Origin of the sequence: Methylobacterium frigidaeris, from assembly GCF_022179185.1 — a bacterium.
GTDB lineage: Bacteria > Pseudomonadota > Alphaproteobacteria > Rhizobiales > Beijerinckiaceae > Methylobacterium > Methylobacterium frigidaeris.
Map to the genome: position 1 here is coordinate 34,707 of NZ_BPQJ01000046.1, position 18,485 is coordinate 53,191.

Consider the following 18,485-nt stretch of genomic DNA (forward strand, 5'->3'; position numbering starts at 1 on the left):
TTCTGTCGGGTCAGGCCGCTGTCGTTTCGGCCGCGATCATGGCGGCGCGCTTCTGCTCGTAGAGCGCCAGCCGGGCCTGCAGCCGCTCGTGGCGGGCGCCCCCACCGAAGCGGGCGAAAGCCGGGATCGTCTCGGCGAAGTGGCACGCCGCTTCGTGCTGAGGACCGATCGTCCGCAAGCCCGGCGCCTCCTCGCGGCAGCGCGCCTGCGCGAAGCCGCAGCGGGTGTGGAAGCGGCAGCCGGCGGGGGGGGTCATCGGGCTCGGCACGTCGCCGCCGAGCGTCGGGCGCGAATGACGCTGGGCAGGGTCCGGCACCGGCGCGGCGGCGAGCAGCGCCTGCGTGTAGGGGTGGCGCGGCTGGGCGTAGAGCACCTTCGCCGGGGCGGTCTCGACGACCTGGCCGAGATACATGACGGCCACCCGGTCGGCCATGTGCTTCACCACCGCCAGTCCGTGCGAGATGAACAGGTAGGCGAGGCCGAACTCCGCCTGCAGGTCCTTCAGCAGGTTCACCACCTGCGCCTGGATCGAGACGTCGAGGGCCGAGACCGGCTCGTCGCAGACGATCAATCGGGGCTTCAGCGCGAGGGCGCGGGCGATGCCGATGCGCTGGCGCTGCCCGCCGGAGAATTCGTGCGGGAAGCGGTCGGCGTGATAGCTCGCGAGGCCGACGAGGCCGAGGAGCTCGCGCACCCGCGCGGCGCGGGAGGCGGCATCGCCGATGCCATGGACCAGCATCGGCTCCGCCAGGATCTCCTCGACGGCCATGCGCGGGTTGAGGCTCGCGAACGGATCCTGGAAGATCACCTGCATCTGCCGGCGCAGGGGCTTCAACGCCGAGCGGCCGTCATGGGTGACGTCGCGGCCGTCGAAGCGGATCGCGCCGGCGCTCGGCTCGATCAGCCGCAGCGCGAGCCGCGCGAGCGTGGACTTGCCGCAGCCGCTCTCGCCCACCACCGCCAGCGTCTCGCCGGCCGCGATGCGCAGCGACACGCCGTCGACCGCCCGCACGGCGCCGACCTGACGGCGCAGGACGAGGCCCCTATGCACCGGGTAGTGCTTGCGGACGTCGTCGAGCTCGAGGAGCGGCACCGTCATCCGTTCGCCTCCACGGGAGCCTTCCAGCAGGCGACGGTGTGGCCCGGCGCGATATCCGCCGGCGGCGGGTAGCCTGAGCGGCACTCCTCCCCGGCGAAGGGGCAGCGCGGGTTGAACCGGCACCCCGCGGGCAGCGCGAAGGGCGGCGGCACGGTGCCGCCGATCACGACGAGCCGGTCGCGCTCGTCCTCCATCCGCGGCATCGAGCCCATCAGCCCGATCGTGTAGGGGTGCTGGGGATCGTCGAAGATCGCGGCGACCGGGGCGCGCTCGACGACGCGGCCGGCATACATCACCGCCACCTCGTCGGCGACCTGGGCGACCACGCCGAGATCGTGCGTGATCAGGATGATCGACATGCCGGTCTCGGCCTGCAACTCGCGCAGGAGGTCGAGGATCTGCGCCTGGATCGTCACGTCGAGAGCCGTCGTCGGCTCGTCGGCGATGAGCAGCGCCGGGCGGCAGGCCAGCGCCATGGCGAGCATCACGCGCTGGCGCATGCCGCCGGAGAGCTGGTGCGGGTACTCGTCGAAGCGCCGTTCGGGCGCCGGGATCCGCACCTGTCGCAGAGCGGCGATCGCCGCCTCCTTGAGCGCCCGGGCGGGCAGCCTCTCGTGTCCCGCCAGGGCCTCGACGATCTGGTAGCCGATCGTGTGGACCGGATTCAGGCTCGTCATCGGCTCCTGGAAGATCATGGCGATGCGGCTGCCGCGCAGGCGCCGAAACTCGCCGGGTGCCAGCCCGACGAGCTCGCGCCCCTCGAGACGGATCGAGCCCCCCGTCACCCGCCCGGGCGCGGGCACGAGCCCCATCAGGGAGAGCGACAGCATGCTCTTGCCGCAGCCGCTCTCGCCGACGATGCCAAGCGTGCGCCCGGGCGGCACCGAGAGCGAGACGCCGTCGACCGGACGGATCGCGCCGCGCGGGGTCGCGAAGGTTGTGACGAGGTCGCGGACCTCGAGGATCGGCGCCAGGTCCGGTGCGGCGGCGCCGCGCGGCGGGGCCGTCGGGTGGTCCGCGCTCAGGGTCGGGCGGGCGGCGGCGAGAGGCAAGGCCGCCCCCCTAGCGCTTCAGGCTCAGGTCGAGGCCCTTGTAGAGGCCGGCGCCGTACAGCCCGTGCGGCCGCACGCCCTCGACGCGGTCGCCCGACACGACCCACATCTGCCGCGTGACGAGCGGGATCCAGACGTTGGCCGCGGTGAGGAGCCGCTGCGTCTCGGCATTCGCCTCCTTACGCTTGGCGGGGTCGGTCGCGGTGGCGGCCGCGTCGATGAGCTGGTCGGTCTTCTCGTCCTTCCAGTTCATGCGGTTCGGCGTCGGCGCCTGCGTGCTCTTGAAGTAGAGGTTCAGCGCCTCGGTCGCGGTCCCGTACGGATAGGACAGCATGAAGGCGTCGAATTCCTGCGTCGCGAGCTTGCCCCAGGCGACGGTCGCGTCCCAGAGCTGGATCCGCATGTCGATGCCGACCTTGCGCAGGTCCGCCTGCATGGCCTCGGAGATGCGCGGGTTCTGGTCGTCCCGGATGCCATAGACCACGAACGTGGCCTTCTGCCCGTCCTTGACGCGGATGCCGTCCGGCCCGGGGGTCCAGCCGGCCTCGTCGAGGACCTTGGCGGCGCCGGCCGGGTCGAAGGCCGGCATCATCGCGGCCGCCTTGGCGTCGTAGTCGAGCACGGTCGGGCTCAGGAGCGAGTGCAGCGGCGTGCCGCGGCCGAAATAGATGGCCTTGACGATCGCATCCTTGTTGACCGCCATGTTGGCGGCGCGGCGGATCGCCGGATCGCTCGAGACCGGCTTGTTGACCCGGAAGGCGAAGAAGACGTCGTAGATGTAGTCTTTCTGCTGCTGCACCTTCAGGCCCGGCACGCGCTGCATCGTGTCGATCGAGAACAGCGGCGGGTAGTAGGTGATGTCGGCCTGGCGCGCCTGCATGGCGGCCATGAGGGTGTTGGCCTCGGGCACCACCTTCCAGATGATCTGGTCGATCTCGGGCTTCGGGTTCTTGTAGATCGGCGGACCCCAATTGTAATGGGGGTTCTTCTTCAGCACGAGGTCCTGGCGCGGCGTCCAGCTGACCCAGCAATACGGCCCGGTGGCGTTGAAGCCCTGGACGCCGAAATTCTGCCCGAGCTTCTCGACCGTGTTCTTGTCGACGACCGAGCCGAAGGACTGCGTGAGCTGGTACAGGAGGTCGCTGAACGGCTCCTGCAGCTCGTAGACGACCGTGTGGTCGTCGGTGGCACGGATGTCCTTCACCTTGCCGGCGCGGCTGGCGACCGGCGAGCGGGTGGCCGGATCGATCCAGCGCTTGAGCGAGTAGACCACGTCCTCGGCGGTCATCGGCCGGCCGTCGCAGAACTTCACGTCCTGGCGCAGGTCGAACGTGTAGGTCCGGCCGTCCGCGGATGCGGTCCAGGACTTCGCCAGCAGCGGCTTCACCGTCTTCATGTCGAAGTCGAGGCTGACCAGCGTGTCGGCCAGCATGAACAGCACCTCGGAGGCCGAGGTCGCGGTCGAGCGCACGGGATCGTAGCGGTCGGCATCGATGACGCGCAGGATGGTCAGCGGCGCCTTCGTCTGGGCAAGCGCCGGGACGAGACCGAGCAGGGAGAGGCCGGCCGCCAGAGCGGTCCGCGCGAGCATCGTCATCAGAAAAAATCCTCTCGAATCGTCAGCGGCGCATCCGGGGGTCGAGGGCGTCGCGCAGGCCGTCGCCGAGCACGTTGAAGGCGAGCACGACGACGAAGATCAGCAGGCTCGGCAGGACCGAGACGTGGGGTGCGAAGAACAGGAAGTTGCGCCCGTCCGACGCCATGGCGCCGAGCTCGGCCGTCGGCGGCTGCGCGCCGAGCCCGATGAAGGACAGGAGCGAGCCGAGCAGGATCACCTGGCCGAAGCGCAGGGTGACGAAGACGAAGATCGGCGACAGGCAGTTGAGCAGGACGTACTTGGTCAGGATGCGAGCATCGCCCATGCCGAGCGCGCGGGCGGCCTCGATGTAATCCTGCTGCAGCACCACGATCGCGGCCCCGCGCACGACCCGTGCCATGAGCGGGATGGTGGCGATCGAGAGCGCGACGAGGACGGCGGTGAGGCCGGGCCCGACGATCGCCGTCAGCGCGAGGCCGAACAAGATCGCTGGGAACGACAGGAGCACGTCCATCAGGCGCATCAGGAGCCCGGAGAGGCGCGGGTAATAGGCCGCCGCGAAGCCGACGAGGCCGCCGAGGCCGCAGCCGATGACGACGGCGACGAGGCTCATCATGAGCGTCATCCGCAGGCCGAACAGCAGGCGGGTGACCATGTCGCGCCCCTGCCCGTCGGTGCCGAGGAGGAAGCCGTCCCCCGGAGCCTTGAGCGTGTTGGCGAGGTCGCCGGCGTAAGGATCGGTCGGTGCGAGCCAGGGCGCGAAGAGCGCCGCCAGCACGAGCAGCACGACGACGACCAGGGCCACCGCGCTCGCAGGCTCGCGCAGGAGGAAGCGCACGACCGAGGGGCGCGCCGTCACCGCGAAGGCGGCGTGCGGGCTCGCCTCGGGCGTGAGCGCGACGGGGTTGCTCATCGGGCCTCCCGGATGCGGGGATCGAGGAAGGCGTAGAGCATGTCGACGACCAGGTTGATCAGGATGAAGCCGGCCGAGAGCACGATGATGGTGCCCTGCGCCATCGGCGCGTCGCTCGACAGGATCGCGCCCACCGCCAGCCGCCCGATGCCGGGCCAGCTGAAGATCGTCTCGACCACCACCGCGCCGCCGAGCAGGAAGCCGATCTGCAGCCCGATCAGGGTGACGACCGGGATCAGCGCGTTGCGCAGGGCGTGCCGCAGCACGACGGCCCGCTCCGTCAGGCCCTTCGCACGGGCGGTGCGGACGTGGTCGGCCCCGAGGACGTCGAGGACGGAGCTGCGCGTCATGCGGGCGACCGGCCCGACGAAGACGCCGCCGAGCGTCACCGCCGGCAGGATCACGCCCTGGATGCCCTCGAGCGTCCAGAGCGGCCCGGTGCGGCCGGTGAAGGGCAGGAGCTGCCAGTGGAAGCCGAGGAGCCAGACGAGACCGAGGCCGAGCAGGAAGACCGGCACCGACACGCCGGCCACCGAGGCCGCCACGACCAGCCGGTCGGGCCAGCGGCCGCGCCAGTAGGCGCCGACCGTGCCGAGCAGGATGCCGAGCGGCACCGACCAGATCAGCGACGCGAGCATCAGTTCGAGCGTCGGCCCGATCGTGTTCCCGAGCTCCTCGATCACCGGCATGTTGTTGATGATCGAGACGCCGAGATCACCCCGCAGCAGGCGCCCGAGATAGATCAGGAACTGGATCCAGAGCGGCTGGTCGAGGCCGAGATCGCGCCGGATCGCCTCGATGACGTCCTGCGTCGCCGTCGGTCCGGCCCGGACCACCGCCGGATCGTTGGGCACGACCTGCATCAAGAGGAAGCCGACGAGCAGCACGCCGAGCAGGACGGGAACGGCGAGGAGCAGCCGTTGCACGACGTTGCGGAGCATCGGCGCCTAGCCTCGCCGTGCCCGGGCCGGCCGGCGCCGGCTGCTCCGAGGCGCCGCAGGACCTCCTTCGGCCCGCATGCCGATCGCTGCCGTTTCGTCCTCAAGCCCTGTCAAATGAGCCCTCCCGCGAGTGGCCTAATCCGTCGAGGAACCTGCAAGGTCTAGGCCAGGATAACAGCGAACGGCCCCGTTACAAGCCGTTCGTCGCGCAGAACGCTCCATTCGTATCGCCAGGAGATACACCCGCGCTTGAGCATGCCAGTCCCTGCTCCCGCCGCCGATCGACGACGTGAGCACGGGCCATCTCGACCCGCGAGGCACGGTGCAGTGCAGCCGCCGATCCATCAGTCGCGTCCGATCAGTGTGTCATCTAAGACCCGCTTCATAGGCTCTCTGACACGGCGCATGACGAGGACCACGGCGGCGGCGAGGACGAGGACGGCGAGCGCGGAGGATGCGGTCGCCTCGTGATCGCGTGCCAGCCTGCGGCAGCGGCCGATCCAGCCCAGGGATGCGCGCGACCACCCAGCGTCTCGGCTGCACCGCATAGCCCCTCCGCCCCTCCTCGGGCTCGGCGATCTCGACGGTGGCCGTGCCGATCCGCTCGCCCCGGGTAGGCGCGGTCGGCAAAGCAGGGGGCGAGGCACGCGGGAGGGCAACGCCGCCATGGCTGTCATGCAGGTCAGGCGGCGAGATCGCGGCCATCAGCAGGCGGCCGTCGGTATCGGTCAGGGCATGGTGCTTGCGGCCGACGACGCGCGTGGCGGGATCGTAGCCGCGCTCACCCACGACCCCGACGCCCGTCGCTCACGCAACCGCTAAGCTCGCGGCCCCGTTCTGGAACGGGGCCCAAGCGGACGAAACGTTGGCCTGCCGATGCAAGTCTCTTAGATCCCGCCCGCGAGGTAGCCTCCATCAACGTTCAACACCGTCCCCGTGGTGAAGCTCGCGGCCGGAGACGCCAGGTAGAGGGCCGCTCCGACAAGTTCCTGCAATTCGCCGAAGCGGCCGGCGGGCGAGCGTGTCAGCGCCGCGTCCTTGCGCGCCTGAGGCATCTTCTCCCGGTTCAGCTCGGTCATGAAGAAGCCGGGCGAGATCGCGTTGACCCGCACGCCATGGGGCGCCCATTCGGCGGCGAGTGAGGCGGTGAGCCCGATGATGCCATGCTTGGCGACCGCGTAGGGGCAGGCATTCGGCCAGCCGCGATGCGCCGCGAGCGAGGCGACATTGAGGATCGTTCCGGAGCCCCGCGCCACCATCGCCCGCCCGAAGGCCTGGCAGGCGTGAAACACGCTGGTGAGGTTCGTGGCGATCACCTGCGCGAACTCGTCCGGCGTGAAGTCGAGGGCGGGCTTGATGATCGTCATGCCCTGGCAGTTCATCAGCACGTCGACGGTGCCGAGATCCGCCAGCACCCCCTCGGCCAACGCCTGCACGGCGCCCGGATCCGTCACGTCGGCCTCGTAGGCGCGCGCCGCGGGGCAGACGGCTTCGAGGCGCGCCAGGGCCGCCCGGAGCTTGCCCGGACGGCGTGCCGCGATGGCGACCCGGGCGCCCTCGCGCGCGAAGCCGTGGGCGACGGCCTCGCCGATGCCGCTGGAGCCGCCAATCACCAGGGCCGTCATCCCGGAGAGCGACAGGGAGGTCGAGCCGACGGGGAGCATGGGATCAATCCTTGATTGCGGAACCGGCGAAGCCCTGCACGAGGTAGCGCTGCAGGAGGACGTAGAGGCACGAGGGGATCGCGGTCGCGACCAGGGTGGCCGCCATGATCTGCGCCCACTCCACCCGGAACTGGCCGAACATCTTGAGCACGCCGAGGGTCATCGGCTGCCGGGCCTGGTCCTGGATCAGGCACAAGGCCCACAGCACGTCGCCCCAGGCGAGCAGGAACGCGAAGGTCACGGTCGCCACGAGACCCGGCATCACGTTCGGCAGGATGACCTTCGTGAGCACCTGCAACCGCGAGGCGCCGTCGAGCATCGCCGCCTGGTCGATCTCGGGCGGGATCGTGTCGATGTAGCCCTTCAGCATCCAGACGCTGAACGGGAGCGTGATCGTCGAGAGCGCGAGGACGAGGCCGAGCCGCGTGTCGTAGAGGCCCGCGCGGCTCAGGAGCTCGAAGTAGGGTCCCACCAGGAGAACGCCCGGCAGCATCTGGCTGGTGAGGAGAATGGCCATCAGGGCGAGCTTGCCCCGGAAGGCGAAGCGCGAGAAGCCGTAGGCCGCGAACACTCCGACGAGCGACGAGATCAGGGCCGTGCCCGAGGAGGTGATCAGGCTGTTCAGGAAGTAGACCGGGAAGCCCTCCTGCTGCCAGATCTTGGCGTAGGCCTCCACCGTGGCCTGCCGCGGCCAGAGCGTCGCCGGGAAGTCGATCACCTCGAGCGGCGGCTTCAGCGACGACGAGACCACCCAGTAGAAGGGAGCGAGGTTGTAGAGGAGCATCAGCCCCAGGATCAGGGCCACGAAGGGCCGCCGCGGGCGGGTCATCGTCAGGCGTTCCTCGACATCGTCACCCGCAGGTACGGGATCGCGACGATCAGCATCGTCACCGCCAGCACGACGGCCATGGCCGAGGCGTAGGCCGGGTTGAAGAATTCGAAGTACTGGCGGAAGGTCAGTGTGGAGACGAGCTGCGTCGCGTCGCCCGGCCCGCCGCCGGTCATGCCGTAGACGGTGCCGAACAGCCGCGCCTCCCAGATCACGTCGAGCACCAGGGCGACGATGACCATGTTGCGCAAGGCCGGCAGCGTCACGTAGCGGAAGGATTGCCACGCCCCGGCCCCGTCGATCGCCGCCGCCTCGTAGAGGTGGGCCGGAATGGCCTGAAGGCCGGCCAGCAGGATCAGCATGACGAACGGATAGCCGCGCCAGACCTCGGCGGTGACGACGCCGAAGAAGGCGAGCGACGGCGAGCCCAGCCAGTCCACCGGCTGGTCGACGGCGCCGAGCCGCAGCAGGATCGCGTTCGCCATCCCCGGCAGGGTGTCGAAGACGAAGCGCCAGATGATGCCGCTGATCACGTCCGGCACGGTCCAGGGCAGGATCGCCGCGACCCGGAACAGCCACTTCGCCGGCAGGTCCGCGTTCAGCGCCAGGGCGACCGCGAGCCCGATGGTGAGGTGGAGCGACACGACGAGCCCGACATAGAGCGCGGTCGTTGACAGCGTCGTGGCGAACTGGGGATCGGTCGCGAGCTGCCTGTAGGCGTCGAGGGAAAAGCCCGGCTCGCGCACCCACACCAGGTTGAAGCTCTGGAGCACCGCCGTCACGGCCGGGAGGCCGAGGACCGCGAGCAGCAGCAGGATCGCCGGCCCGACGAAGAGGAAGGGGAGCCAGCGCTCCCGGCGGTCGGCGCCGGGGGCGTCCTCGCCCGATGATGGCCGCATCGCGCGCCTCAGGTCTTGCGCTGCAGGATCGTCTCGACCTGCCGGTGCGCGTCGGCGAGGGCCTGGTCCGGCGTCTTCGTCCGCGTGACGGCGGCGTGCAGGCTCTGACGGAAGGTCTCGTTGATCTCCGGCCATTGCGGGATCAGCGGCATGAAGGCGGCGTGGTCGAGCTCCTGCGTCATCAGCCGGGCCGAGGCGCTCTCCTGGATCCTCGGGAACTCCGCGTTGATCGCGCGCCGGGGCGACAGGAGGTTGTTGTCGAGGTACCACTTCTCCGCGCGCTGCCGGTCGGTGAGGAAGCGCACCAGCCGCCAGGCCGCCTCGGCGTTCGGCGTCTTCGGGTTGATGTGCAGGGACTTCATGTTGAGCGTGGTGCGGATGTGGTTCGCGCCCGCCTGCTTCATCGGCACCGGGGCGACCTGGAGGGTGTTCCAGGCGTCGAGGTCCTTGTTCATCTCGGCGGTGATCGGGTAGGCCCAGGCGGCCTCGAAGGCCATGCCGATCCGCCGCGTCGCCAGGAACTGGCGGGCCGCGTTCGCGTCGACCTGCAGCACCCCGGGCGGCATCACCTTGTCGTCGTTGATGAGCCCGACCACGTAGCCGAACGCCTCGCGCGCCGCCGGCTCGTCGAGGCGAGAGCGGGTGTAGTCGGGGCTGAGGATGTCCCCGCCGAAGCCGCGCAGGACCACGGGGAAGCGCAGGTCGAAGCCGCCCTGGCCGAGCACCATCGTGGTGCCCCAGCGGTCGACCGGGCCTCCGGGCTTGCTCGGCCCCGTCAGCCGCTTCGCGGCGTCGCGGAACGCCTCCCAGGTTCCCGGCGCATTCGCGACCCCGACGCTCTCCAGCATCGGCTTGTTGTAGAACAGGACGATCGGCACGTAGGTCTGCGGCGCGCCGAACACGCCGCCCTTCTCGCCCACCACCTTGATCGTCGGCTCGTAGAACTGGCTCGCCCAGGCGGCCGCGCCCCCCTCCTTCTCGAGGAACGGGGTCAGGTCCAGGAGCCAGCCCTCGCGGATGAACTGCTTGACCGGGTTGGAGTCGAGGGCGAACACGTCGGGCCCGCGGCCGCCGCGGAAGGCCGTGGCGTAGCGCACGTCGCGCTGGCCGTAGGCCACCGGCTCGGGCCGGATCTTCACGTCCGGGTTCTCGCTCTCAAACCGGGCGAAGGCCTCGGCGAGGGACCGGCCCCAGACCGGCTCCGCAAGGTGCCAGTCGGAATAGGTCAGCGTGACCGGAGCGGCCGCCCGCGCGACGACCGGCGCCGCCAGCGCACCGGCTGCGACGCCGAGCGCGTGCCGGCGTGTCAGCGTCCGTGGGTGTCTCATCGCGTCCTCCCTGGACTTGTCGCGCTGGACGCCCGATCGAACGCCGCAGCCGCTGCGCGCCCGGCTTCTTTGGCCGGTGCATACATTGTCCATTCGCATCTCAGCAGAGCGCGCCGGCGCTGACAAGCACTAACACGCCGGTGCGAGGCGTCGCGGGGACCGGATCATCCGGCGGCCGGGCGAGGATCGGGCATCCGCAGCGCGTATTGGCCGGCGAGGGTGGCGAGGGCGGCCAGCGTCGTCGGATCGACCGGGACGCCGTCACGGTCCCGCCGCTCGGCCTCGGCCCATTCGCGGTCGCCGGGCGCCATGACTGGACCGCCCGCGACCGGCGAGCCGCGCAGGGCCGCGAGGTAGCGCACCATTCCGGCGCGGAACACGCCCGGATCGACGAAGGCGGCGGGCCGCAGGGCGAGCACGAAGGCGCCCATCTCCCGCGGCCGCGTGAAGTCCGGGCCGGCCATCGGGGCGATCTCGTGGCTCAGGCGCATGCCGGACAGAGCCGCGCTGAGGATCTCGGCGAGGCCCGCGAGGCCGGCGCCCTTGAAGCCGAAGGCGGCGCCGAGGGGAGCGAGCATCTCGGCCCGCTCCGCATCCGTCGTGTCGCGCCCCTCGGCGTCCGATGCGGTGGCGGCCGGGAGCGCCGTTCCGAGGCTGCGGTAGAGCAGCACGCGATTGTACGGGATCGCACTCGTCGCCATGTCGAGGAGCCACGGGCGACCGCCCTCGACCGGGACCGCGACGGCGAGCGGATTGGTGCCGTGGAACCGCTCCGCGCCGTCATGCAGGCGCACGACGCTGTCCGAGTTGCAGGTCGCGAAACCGATGCAGCCCGCCTCCGCGGCGGCGAGGGCGAAGGCGCCCGCCGCTCCGAAATGCGACGAGTTGCGGATGGTCACGGCGCCGATGCCGTGCCGGCCCGCGAGTTCGGCGGCCCGCGCCATCGCCGCGTAGGTGGCGCGCGCGCCCTGCGCGTGGTCGGCGTCGAGCCGCGCCACGGCCCCGTCCTCCTCGAAGCGCAGGCGCGGGCGGCCGTTCACCCGGCCGCCCGCGATCGCGGCCGCGTAGTGCGGCAGGAGCCGGATGCCATGGCTGTCGACGCCGAGGAGCGAGGCGTGAGCCATCGCCCGCGTGGCGGCGGCGGCGCTCTCCTCATCGGCGCCGGCCGCCGCCAGCACGGCCTGCGCGAAGGCCGCCAGATCCGGCATGGCGAAGAGCGGGGCGGCGGGTGCCCCGGGAACTGGCTCCCCGCTCATCGCCGCTCTCCCCCACCCGAGGCCGGGTGGCCTCCCGCAACGGGGCAGCCCGCAAGACGACCGACCATCCGACCCTCCCAATCAATGTCCAGTGCATACATTCAACATCGCCATCACACCGCACCGAGGGGTTCTTGGCAATCCTCCCCGGGCCGGCGAAGCTGGACGGAGGGGGCCAGGCGCGGGAGCACGCCCATCACTGCGAACGACGATGCCCGGCGGCGTGACGCCCCGGGTGCGGGCGGGGGAGCCGCGCGGCTCCACAGCCAAGCCTTCGACGTCCTGGCGGAGCGCGTCCGCACGGGCCGGCTCCCGGCCGGCACACGCCTGCTCGAGTCGCGCGTCGCCGCCGAGTTCGGGGTCAGCCGCGCCCCGGTGCGCCAGGCGCTGGCCGCCCTCGCCGAGACCGGTCTCGTCTCCCGCGGCGAGGGCCGCGGCTACGTCGTCCGCGCCGTCGAGGCCGGGTCGGGTTCCGCGCCCGCCGCGCCGCCGCCCGTCCGGCTCTCCTCGACGGCGAGCTGGGAGCGGATCTACGGCGAGGTCGAGCTGAACATCGTCTCGCGCACGGCGCTGTGTGGATGGCGGGTGGTCGAGGCCGACCTCGCCAAGCACCATGGCGTCAGCCGCACCGTCGCCCGCGAAGTGGTCGCGCGCCTCCACCAGCGCGGCGTGATCCGCAGGGACGAGCGGTCGCGCTGGTACGCCCCGGGCCTGACGCCGGGCTACGTCGCCGAGCTCTACGAGTTGCGCTGGACACTCGAGCCGCTCGCGCTCGCCAAGGCGGCGCCCCTGGTGCCGCGCGACGTCGTGGCCGGTGCCCGGAACCGGATCGAGGCGGCGGTCGCGCAGGCCGACGCGCTGGACGGCCCCGCCCTCGACGCCCTCGAGGCGGACCTGCACGGCGACATCCTGGGCTACTGTCCGCAGCGCGCGCTCCTCGACGCCGTCCGCCTCTACCAGTCGCTCTTGGTGGCCCACAGCTTCCTCTATCGCTGGAACCCGGCGCCCTACCCGACCGAACCGTTCCTGCCGGAGCACCGGCAGATCCTGCGCGCCCTCGACGCGGGCGACACCGCCCACGCGGCTGTCGCGCTCGAGGCTCATCTGCGCGCCTCGCTGGGGCGCGCGAATGCACGGCTCCAGGCGGTCAAGTGCGGATCGCGGCCGGAGCCCCTCCCGTACCTCAAGCCACTTCCGGGATGACATCTCCCGGGAGCGGTGTGCCCGGGGCTTCGATCAGGCCTGAATAGGGAGGGTTCCGGTTTTGCAAGCCCCCCGGCAGAGGAGCGAAACTCTGAGGAGGAACAAGTACGACGAAGACGAGATCGCTATCACGCGCGAGCGGAACGTGGAGGTGACAGAGTTGGTGGGCAGTGCCGCTCCGGGACTGGCCGACACTCGTCGTGGCACAAGGCCATGGTTGCGATGTCACGCCCGAACTCGCGCAGGTGCGGAACCAGCGCCCCCTCGGCTTGCAGGTCGAGAAATTGCGCTTGAGCAAGTTGCACCGTCGACCGCCCTCGACTCTTATCGAGCAATCGGAAATGACGCAGCCCGGTTCAACGTTTTCCGGTATGTAATACCCGGCCATGTGAAGGATCGTCTCTTTCGTCAGCACGTCATGACGTCGTGCCGGACGCTCGCGGCGATTCCCGCGGCCGCGAATGCCGTAAATTCCACGCCCGGCCAAATCCTGCGGCTCACAGGATGCCCCAGGCCCGATAGCGTTCTCGCCCCGTGAGCTCGCGCAGCCCAAGGTCTGCCACGAGGGTTTGGGCGGCGCGCGGCGTCACGCCGAGTTCGTCCGCGATCGTTCCTGCGGAGACGAGAGCCCGGGCGAGCACGAGGTCGACCAGGCGCGGCAGGCTGGAACTCTCCCGCCTGCCCCTCACCTTCAGCAGCAAGGCGTCCCGCGCCACCATCCAGCGGTCGTGATCCCGCATCCCCTGCTCGGCACCCGCGGTGATAGCGCCGAGTACGGCGAGCCAGCGGGACTGCGGATCGCGCACGAGCCGGCGGTCGCAGGGCACGCGGCGCGCGGCGCTGGCGAGGGCGGGCAGATGGTGGCGCGCCTTGCCCCGGGCACGCAGGAGATCGGCTGCAAGCAGCGATCCGAGCCAGGCGCGATGCTGGAGCGGCTCGAGGGTGGTCCAGGCATCGTAGGCGATGGTGGCGGCGAGGACCGGCGGCAGAGTGCGGGTGTCGGCGACGACGTCGCGCCATGCAGCGAGACGGCCGGTCTCGCCCCAAGCCGGATCGTAGGAGAAGCGATTTTTCTCTCGCCGCCCCGGTGTCGGCGAGAACGCGGCTGGAGCGAGCGATCAGGGCGTCGATGCCGGCGAGTTCGGCTGAGAAAACCTCGTCGACGTCCGCGAGATCCTCCTCCCCGTCCGCGGCGTCGACGGGCGGCCCGGCTGGCGACGGCACCCCTTCCTGGTCTCCTGCACCATCCGGATCCTCGACGAGGGTGGGGAGACCAGCCGGGCTGGCGGCGGAGAGCTTCAATTCCAGCTTCGCCACCAACCTGTCGGCCGAACTCGGTGCCAACTGGCTGGTGCGGTACATGGACGGCCAACTCGCGCGCCAGCCGACGCGGGCGCAGATGGAGGCGGAGATCGCCCGCATGCGGACGTGGCGGCAGACGGAGCGTCCCTCCGCGAAGGGCTATGGCGGCCTGTGCATCGCGCGGTACCACAATCGCCACTTCGCCAGCCTGCTGGCCGATATCGGCGTGCCGACCCGCGAGGCGAACCCCATCACGGCGTTGTTCGCGCCCCTCCGGCCGCCGGTCTACGCCGATCTGCTCGCCCGCGCCCCCGCCTACCAGGCCAGCGAGGTCGCCAAGCCCGGCCTGACGCTCGGCCTGCGGGCCGTCGGGACGCCGCACGCGGCCTGAGACGGCCCGCCGGACCGGCCGCCGCGCGCCTCGGGTCGCGGCGCCCGGACCGTCGACGAGGAGGGACCGGCGGGCGGCCGGTCAGCGCCGGCGTTGGCGCAACGTCTGGGACGGGGCCTCGCCGAAGCGGTCGCGATAGGCCGCCGCGGCGCGCCCGAGATGGCCGAGCCCGACGCTAAGGGCGAGGTCGCCCACCTTCGCCTCCGGGTCGGAGGCGAGGATCAGGGCGCGCCACCGGTCGAGGCGCTGGGCCAGGATGAAGTCGGAGATCGTGCTGTCGCGGAACTGGCGGAAGCCTTCTTGAAGCGAGCGCATGCTGCTCCCGGCCTTCTCGGCGAGATGCGGCAGGCTCAAGACGGAATCCAGATGCGCCCGGATGTACTCCTCGGCCCGGCGGACATGCGCCGGTGCCACCGAGACGCGCTGTGACGACGTCAGGGCTCCCCCTCCCCCGCCCCGCTCGAGCATGTGCCCGACGATGAGCGTGACGAAGGCGGAGGCGAGCTCCCGCTCGACTGGGCCGGGGGCCGGGGGCCGACCGTCGCCGGCTCTCGGCGAGGTGCTGGAGCAGCCGGGCCTGAGACAGGATCGCGGCGCCGCGGGGCTGCGCGAGATCGATGGCCGGATCGAAGTCGAACGGGCGCGGGATCCGGTCGAGCACCCGGACGACGTGCTCCTCCAGCAATCCTCGCGGCACCAGGACGATGAGCTTCTCGCAACCCGTCTCCCACACCATGCGGGTCGGGCAGGCCGTCGAGAGCAGGGTGGCGCGGTCGACGTCGGCGAGGACCTCATGCGGGCCGGTGCGCACCAGCGCCGAACCCGCGAGCGGGATCTGGAGCAGGAAGAAGCGGTCGAGGCAGCCGGGATCGATCTCGACCCGCGTGCCGTAGGAGACGAAGTTGATCGTCAGGCCGCCGAAGGCCGCGGAATGGTGCCGCGCCTCGAACCGCGAGGCGCCGCCGGGTCCGGAGAGGATCAGGCCGTGCGGGCAGAAGATCCGCCCGATCTGCTCGCGCGCCAGGTCGGGATCCCGCGTGGCCACGAGGGCGTAGCGCGCCAGCGGCGGGGCGGGTCCCACGGGAGGGTGCGGATCGGATGGCTGCTCGTCGTCCATGGCCCAACCGGTCGTCCAGGCCCGAGACGTGGAGAATGCCTGTGGCGGCAAAACCTGCACAAGGCCCGATCGCTGCCGGCACTCCGTTTCCTGCGCAAAGTGGATAACGCAAACGTTTGGCGGATAGCCCGAGACCGCACAAGGCTTGAGTATTCGACAGCATAGGCGCAGAACAAACCGCGCCACTATGGTCAAAAAATCAGCACAGCGAGGAAATGATGAGCGAAAATGGACCGCTCCCTGCACGTATCACAAGGGCAGGCGAGGGCATCGACGGAACGGTCTGGAACATCCTCGGCCATACCTACTACTTGAAGGCGAACTGCGACAGCGCCTTCTCCTTCGAGACTTACGACCCGCCGGGAACCTTCGTGCCGCCGCACGTCCACCCGACGCAGGACGAGTTCATCTACGTCCTGGAAGGGACCTTCGATCTCTACCTCGACGGGGAATGGCTCAAGGCCAGGGCCGGCGACCTGGTCTGCATGCCGATGGGTGTGGTCTCGACCCAGGCCGGACAGGCCCTGCACGCGAACTTCGCCAGCGAATACAGCGTGACGAAGGAGCTGAAGCTCGGCGTCAACGGGTACTGGCTGCAGCAGATCAGCGACACCCTTGCCAACGGCGTCGCGGTGCCCGGCCGGCGCGAGCGCGTCTTCGCCCTCGGTCCGGGGGCGCTGCTGGCGCTGAACAAGGACAATTTCCTGTTCTTCAACGCCTATCACGAGTTCGGCGCGCAGAGCCGTCCGGAAGGCCAGCGCTACACGGTGCGCTGGGTCGGGCATTTCGATTGACCCGCAGGACGGGGCTTCCCGGCCCGTCTCGCGCCCGGTGGGCTCGGCGACGGACTGCGAGCCGCCCGGACGTCTGTCCAACGGATCTCCCCTCCCCTCTCCTCCGAGAAGCGGCAACGCTGGTCGTTGAGGAGCATCACCTCCGAGACCCGGCCGAGCGCGAGAGCGCGCTGCTGCCGGTCACCTTCGCGTCGGGAGGGCGGCGCCGGGCCGAAGTGGCGGGATGGCGGACCTGCTGCGCGATCCCGACCGCCCTCGTCGCTCGCCGTGGCAGCCTCGGCGCAGCGGGAGTTTGGTCGGGTGCACCCGGTCTGAGGCTGCGGCCGAGGCACGGGTCCAGATCAGCCTGCGAGCGTCTCGCGTCGCACCACGTCCCGATCTTCGGCCAATGCCGCTGGGTTGGCCGCTCTCCTCCCGAGCGCCCCCGTCGTTGCGGCATCGGCGGTCGAGGTGGCCACGAGGTTCTGGCGTTGTACGACACTCAATGAGCGAGGTCCTGGCAGGAACGGGAGGGCGCGCGAAGCGGTCGGCATCGCGCTCCAGGCCCGCACCATCGAGGACGAGATCCGCGCCTGACGACGTCCTACGCGCGGCTCGCGATCCGCGAGCCATGTGACAGCACCCGGCTCAGGCTGGCGGCGGCCTTCTCCAGGCTGGCGATGCGAACCGGAAGATCGTCGTTGAACACGCGCTGGACCGGCCCGGTCAGGCCGACGCTGTAGAGGATCGATCCGTCGTCGAGCCGCACCGGAAAGCCGAGGGCCCCGAGTCCCTCGTCGATCTCCGAGATGCAGGTGGCGTAGCCCTTCGTGCGGACCTCGGCGTACTCATCCAGGATCGTGTCGCGCGTCGTCCGGGTCTGGGTCGTCAGAGCGATGAGATCACGCTCCAACGCCTTCTCGATCAGAGCCGGCTCCTGGAAAGCCAGGATGGCCTTCGCGGTGGCCGCGGCGTGCGGCGGCATCTCTAGGCCGGGCTGGACGTAGCTCCGCCACTGCACCTCCGGCGAGACGCTGAAGACGACTCGCACCCCGTGCCCGACGAGGCGCGTCAGGTAGCAGGTTTCGCCTCTCTCCGCCGTGAGCGCCTCGAGGGCCGGACGCGCCAGCGCGATGATCCAGGAATCCTCGGCCGACATGTGCAGCAGCCGGACCAGCCGGGTGCCGAGGCTGTAGGTCCGATGTCGGCCTCCGCCCTCGACGAGCCCGGCCCGCAGGAGGCCTGCTAGGAGCCGGTGGGCGCTGGTCTTCGGCATGTCGAGCAGCGTGCAGACGTCGCTCATCGTGATCGCGCCGGGAAAGCTCGCGACCAGTTCGAGAACCGTCATGTAGCGATCGAGCGGCCCAGCCCCCTGTCCCTCCTCGCCGCCGGTCTCGGCTGCGCGCCCCGCCCCGGTCGGTGAAGCTGAATCGGGCACAATGCCTACCGTTTGTCGCGAAATGCCCGCCGAAGCGCGGTTGACAATCCCCCGTGCCATCGTACCCTCAAAACCGGAATACGGAACTAATTCCCGTTTATCGGAACTTATAGGCCGAATTCTCGGCCTTGTGAAGCGCCCGGAGGTCGAAACATGGCTCGGACACGCAGGACCACGCTCGCTCTCGCGGCCGCCGCGTTGCTGGCCGCCGGGGCGGCTAGGGCGGCCGAGGAGCCGATCGCCGTCGGCGCGACCGTGCCGACCACGGGACCTCTCTCCCTCACGGGCAAGCTCTATTTCAACACGCTGACGATGGCGGCGGAGGACATCAACAAGGCCGGCGGGATCAAGGGGCGCCCGATCAGGCTCGTGATCGAGGATGCGGGCGCGTCGAACAGCACCGCCGTGTCGGCCTTCGTGAAGCTCGCGCAGGAGACGAAGCCGCCGTTCGCCTTCCTGACGAGCTACTCGACCCAGAACCTCGCCGTCGCCCCGGAGGTCGCCAAGGCGGCGATCCCGGTGATGTATGCCGGCGGCGCCGACGCGGTCGCCGAGAACGGCAATCCGTGGATGTTCCGCATCCGGCCGACCGACAGCCTGGCGGCCCAGGCGATGGTCCGGTTCATGACGAGGCTGTGTGAAAACGCCCCGATCTGCTAAGCTTGCACCGATCTGAGGAGGTC

General features: G+C 70.5%; 16 protein-coding genes and 3 pseudogenes. 4 read left to right on the forward strand and 15 right to left on the reverse strand.

The genetic code is table 11. The features are described 5' to 3' along the window. Window positions 1-10 precede the first annotated feature (10 nt). The 11 genes and pseudogenes from MFF64_RS29750 to MFF64_RS29800 all read right to left on the reverse strand — a co-directional run bounded on the left by MFF64_RS29750 (window position 11) and on the right by MFF64_RS29800 (window position 11,578). The gene (locus MFF64_RS29750; RefSeq protein WP_099903176.1) at window positions 11-1,099 is read right to left on the reverse strand and encodes an ABC transporter ATP-binding protein; all 1,089 of its coding nucleotides are present in this window, start codon (window positions 1,097-1,099) and stop codon (window positions 11-13) included. After that, window positions 1,096-2,073 (reverse strand): ABC transporter ATP-binding protein, encoded by a 978-nt coding sequence (locus MFF64_RS29755; RefSeq protein ID WP_099903178.1) that lies wholly within the window; start codon window positions 2,071-2,073, stop codon window positions 1,096-1,098. Before MFF64_RS29755 ends, MFF64_RS29750 begins: the two co-directional genes overlap by 4 nt. Before the next feature lie 88 nt (window positions 2,074-2,161). Further along, window positions 2,162-3,748, reverse strand: coding sequence for an ABC transporter substrate-binding protein (locus MFF64_RS29760; RefSeq protein ID WP_238193103.1), 1,587 nt, complete (start codon window positions 3,746-3,748; stop codon window positions 2,162-2,164). A 22-nt stretch (window positions 3,749-3,770) separates the two neighbouring features. Next, entirely contained in the window at window positions 3,771-4,661 is an 891-nt protein-coding gene (locus MFF64_RS29765; protein ID WP_099902387.1) for an ABC transporter permease, read from the reverse strand. Beyond that, window positions 4,658-5,602: an ABC transporter permease gene (locus MFF64_RS29770; protein WP_238193104.1), complete on the reverse strand. Its 945-nt coding sequence runs from the start codon at window positions 5,600-5,602 to the stop codon at window positions 4,658-4,660. Before MFF64_RS29770 ends, MFF64_RS29765 begins: the two co-directional genes overlap by 4 nt. Before the next feature lie 344 nt (window positions 5,603-5,946). Then, window positions 5,947-6,403: pseudogene (locus MFF64_RS29775) on the reverse strand (transposase family protein); the annotation flags it as partial. An 86-nt stretch (window positions 6,404-6,489) separates the two neighbouring features. Continuing rightward, window positions 6,490-7,266 carry an SDR family NAD(P)-dependent oxidoreductase gene (locus MFF64_RS29780; protein WP_238193105.1) on the reverse strand — a complete coding sequence of 259 codons (777 nt, stop codon included), beginning with the start codon at window positions 7,264-7,266 and terminating at the stop codon, window positions 6,490-6,492. Window positions 7,267-7,270: 4 nt separating this feature from the next. Then, the gene (locus MFF64_RS29785; RefSeq protein WP_238193106.1) at window positions 7,271-8,095 is read right to left on the reverse strand and encodes a carbohydrate ABC transporter permease; all 825 of its coding nucleotides are present in this window, start codon (window positions 8,093-8,095) and stop codon (window positions 7,271-7,273) included. 2 nt (window positions 8,096-8,097) lie between these two features. Continuing rightward, entirely contained in the window at window positions 8,098-8,994 is an 897-nt protein-coding gene (locus MFF64_RS29790; RefSeq protein ID WP_238193107.1) for a carbohydrate ABC transporter permease, read from the reverse strand. A gap of 8 nt (window positions 8,995-9,002) precedes the next feature. Then, complete coding sequence (locus MFF64_RS29795) at window positions 9,003-10,322, reverse strand: ABC transporter substrate-binding protein (protein ID WP_238193108.1); 1,320 nt, start codon at window positions 10,320-10,322, stop codon at window positions 9,003-9,005. Between the two features lie 164 nt (window positions 10,323-10,486). Continuing rightward, the gene (locus MFF64_RS29800; protein WP_238193109.1) at window positions 10,487-11,578 is read right to left on the reverse strand and encodes an Ldh family oxidoreductase; all 1,092 of its coding nucleotides are present in this window, start codon (window positions 11,576-11,578) and stop codon (window positions 10,487-10,489) included. A 195-nt stretch (window positions 11,579-11,773) separates the two neighbouring features. On the opposite strand from MFF64_RS29800, the gene MFF64_RS29805 reads away from it, so the two are divergent. Then, a complete protein-coding gene (locus MFF64_RS29805) occupies window positions 11,774-12,781 on the forward strand; it encodes a GntR family transcriptional regulator (protein ID WP_438823104.1) in 1,008 nt (335 codons plus the stop codon). Window positions 12,782-13,278: 497 nt separating this feature from the next. On the opposite strand, the pseudogene MFF64_RS37915 reads toward MFF64_RS29805, so the two are convergent. Further along, window positions 13,279-13,851 (reverse strand): annotated as a pseudogene (locus MFF64_RS37915) (DUF1612 domain-containing protein); the annotation flags it as partial. A gap of 194 nt (window positions 13,852-14,045) precedes the next feature. On the opposite strand from MFF64_RS37915, the gene MFF64_RS29820 reads away from it, so the two are divergent. Next, window positions 14,046-14,474, forward strand: coding sequence for a hypothetical protein (locus MFF64_RS29820; RefSeq protein WP_207768009.1), 429 nt, complete (start codon window positions 14,046-14,048; stop codon window positions 14,472-14,474). Window positions 14,475-14,555: 81 nt separating this feature from the next. Here MFF64_RS29820 and MFF64_RS29825 read toward each other — a convergent pair whose 3' ends face one another. Together MFF64_RS29825 and MFF64_RS38225 are read right to left on the reverse strand one after the other, a co-directional pair. Further along, window positions 14,556-14,888: a helix-turn-helix domain-containing protein gene (locus tag MFF64_RS29825; RefSeq protein WP_238193111.1), complete on the reverse strand. Its 333-nt coding sequence runs from the start codon at window positions 14,886-14,888 to the stop codon at window positions 14,556-14,558. Window positions 14,889-15,042: 154 nt separating this feature from the next. Continuing rightward, window positions 15,043-15,591, reverse strand: a pseudogene (locus tag MFF64_RS38225) (cupin domain-containing protein); the annotation flags it as partial. Between the two features lie 218 nt (window positions 15,592-15,809). On the opposite strand from MFF64_RS38225, the gene MFF64_RS38660 reads away from it, so the two are divergent. Beyond that, on the forward strand, window positions 15,810-16,385 hold the full coding sequence (locus tag MFF64_RS38660; protein WP_099901409.1) for a transporter: 576 nt from the start codon (window positions 15,810-15,812) through the stop codon (window positions 16,383-16,385). A 583-nt stretch (window positions 16,386-16,968) separates the two neighbouring features. Here the strand turns inward: MFF64_RS38660 and MFF64_RS29845 are convergent. Continuing rightward, the gene (locus MFF64_RS29845) at window positions 16,969-17,712 is read right to left on the reverse strand and encodes an IclR family transcriptional regulator (RefSeq protein ID WP_238193113.1); all 744 of its coding nucleotides are present in this window, start codon (window positions 17,710-17,712) and stop codon (window positions 16,969-16,971) included. Between the two features lie 243 nt (window positions 17,713-17,955). Between MFF64_RS29845 and MFF64_RS29850 the strand changes: the two genes are divergently transcribed. After that, the gene (locus MFF64_RS29850) at window positions 17,956-18,462 is read left to right on the forward strand and encodes an ABC transporter substrate-binding protein (protein ID WP_238193114.1); all 507 of its coding nucleotides are present in this window, start codon (window positions 17,956-17,958) and stop codon (window positions 18,460-18,462) included. The last annotated feature ends 23 nt before the right edge of the window (window positions 18,463-18,485 follow it).